The following is a 770-nucleotide window of genomic DNA, read 5'->3' on the forward strand; positions in this document are numbered from 1 at the left end:
TCGTCGGCCGCGACGACTTCAAGGCCGAGTTCGTGCTGCGCTTCGCACCGCCCCCAGCCCGCGACGGCGACATGCCCTTGCCCGGCCCCTACCCCCGAGCCTGGGGGCCGGAAGACCTGGCGCTAGTCCAGGCGCACATGCAGCGCATCTGGACGCACCGCTTCACCAAGCAGACCGTCGAGGACGCCATGGTGGCCGAGGCGGCGCGCCATCGGTTCCATCCCGTCGAGGACTGGCTCGCATCCTTGGTGTGGGACGGGGTACCTCGGGTCGATGGCTGGCTGCACCGCGGCTTCGGCTGCCCCGGCGACGACTACCACGCCGCCGCCGGCGCCAAGATGCTGATCGCCAGCGTCAAGCGCATCCGCCAGCCGGGCGTGAAGTTCGACCACACGCCCGTCTTCGAGGGCGGCCAGGGCCTCGGCAAGTCCACCGCCCTCCGCGCCCTCTACGGCGACGACTGGTTCTCCGACAGCTTGCCCGAGGATCTGGCATCGAAGGACGCCGCCATGGGTCTGCTCGGGGTCTGGTGCCTCGAGCTGGCCGAGCTTCAGCAGCTCATTCGCGCCGAGGCCGAGACGGTGAAGGCCTTCATGTCTCGCCAGGTGGACCGCTTCCGCCCGCCCTACGGCAAGGCCTACGTCAACCGGCCGAGGCAGTGCATCCTTGTAGGCACCACCAACGCCGAGGAATGGCTGAGCGACACCACCGGCAACCGCCGGTTCTGGCCACTCGCCTGTCGCCATGCCGACGTGCCCTGGATCCGCGAG

1 protein-coding gene is annotated in these 770 nt (G+C 69.7%); it reads left to right on the top strand.

Going from position 1 to position 770, the window contains the following annotated elements; translation table 11 throughout:
* On the top strand, positions 1-770 hold a 770-nt coding region (locus M0638_RS28425), incomplete at both ends, for a virulence-associated E family protein (protein ID WP_248670323.1).

Source organism: Roseomonas acroporae, assembly GCF_023223525.1.
GTDB classification, from domain to species: domain Bacteria; phylum Pseudomonadota; class Alphaproteobacteria; order Acetobacterales; family Acetobacteraceae; genus Roseomonas_E; species Roseomonas_E acroporae.